Below are 1,216 nucleotides of genomic sequence, written 5' to 3'. Positions count from 1 at the left end.
GTCAATGTCATGGATAACATCAACGCGCGGCAGCTCAGGGGCAATCCGTGGGCGGCGTGGCTTAGCAGCTTTCTTAGCGCTCTCGGTCGTCTGAGTATCTGGCTCTGTCGCTACTGACTCGTCTTCAATAAGCTGTTCGGCCTCATTTAACACCTCGCCTTCACCTTCATAGGTTTCACTGCTGGGGCTAAATTTCTGGTACTTCTTCAGGTTGTAACGCTCCAGCAACTGCTGCAACTTGTCCGACAGCTGCTGGTTAACCCGCTCTAATTTGGCGATGCGTTTATCTTTCTGCGTGAGTTTTTTCTCATGCTTAGCAAGCAGCGCAGTCTGCTCAAGCAGCATTTTCTTGAGCAGTGCAACGTCATCAGGTAAGGATTGAGGTGTCTTTTTCATGGCCGCTATTGTAACGGCCAATTTAGCTAAGTGCTTGGTAAGATTTAGATTGTTTTGGATGCGATCATAAGGATTTATAGCCGATCGTCATATCAGCCCACACTCTGGTAATGCAGTGGCTGATGGGCGGTTATTTTTTGGATATCGACACCTTGCAACAGCCAATGCCATTGCTGCTCGCTAATAGACAGTATTTTGCCAGGCATCTGCCGTGGCCAGCGGAACTTGTCTTTTTCAAGCCTTTTGTACCACAGGCAAAACCCGGTGCTATCCCAGTACAGTACTTTTWACCGGGTACGCTGCTGATTACAAAACACAAACAGTGCGCCGCTAAATGGCGAGAGCTGCATCTCTTGCTCGACTAGCAACGATAAGCCATTAATGGATTTACGAAAGTCGACCGGCTGTTTATGCAAATAGACCTTAGGCACATCGAGGAACATTTTCATGGTCAGAGCGCTCTTAGCAAGGCTGCTAACCACTGTGCATCGGTGCCGGCTGGAAACTGCAATTCGATATCGCGCTTGCGTAGCAAAATGGATTGATTCAGCTGCAAACCCTGTGGCGTCAGCTCAACAAAGCCACCGTCATCATCCTGAAACGCCAACAACTGACGCTTGCGATAACTAAAATATGTAGGAATGATGCCCTGACGTTTTGCAAATTCAGTTTGGGTGAGACCACTTTGGGCTTGCTCGGCAAACAAGGCCAGCCATTGTTCTTTGGTACGGTGCATGATGATTACCCTGGCAGTTGATAATGGCAGACAGGGTAAGGTTGATCAGTTAGGATTGGAATGTGTGGTTGGCGTTACGCTTAC

The 1,216-nt window shown here is 48.4% G+C and carries 2 protein-coding genes and 1 pseudogene; all 3 read right to left on the bottom strand.

Going from position 1 to position 1,216, the window contains the following annotated elements; translation table 11 throughout:
• Positions 1-396 (bottom strand): annotated as a pseudogene (locus L5M49_RS25040) (IS66 family transposase); the annotation flags it as partial.
• Between the two features lie 92 nt (positions 397-488).
• Entirely contained in the window at positions 489-845 is a 357-nt protein-coding gene (gene tnpB, locus L5M49_RS25035) for an IS66 family insertion sequence element accessory protein TnpB (protein ID WP_263266999.1), read from the bottom strand.
• Positions 846-847: 2 nt separating this feature from the next.
• The gene (gene tnpA, locus L5M49_RS25030) at positions 848-1,132 is read right to left on the bottom strand and encodes an IS66 family insertion sequence element accessory protein TnpA (protein ID WP_088585668.1); all 285 of its coding nucleotides are present in this window, start codon (positions 1,130-1,132) and stop codon (positions 848-850) included.
• Positions 1,133-1,216: the final 84 nt, after the last annotated feature.

The organism is Shewanella sp. SM74 (assembly GCF_025653725.1).
GTDB classification, from domain to species: domain Bacteria; phylum Pseudomonadota; class Gammaproteobacteria; order Enterobacterales; family Shewanellaceae; genus Shewanella; species Shewanella oncorhynchi.
The sequence above is the reverse complement of the archived record's forward strand: the minus strand, read 5'-3'. Positions and strand labels throughout refer to the sequence as shown.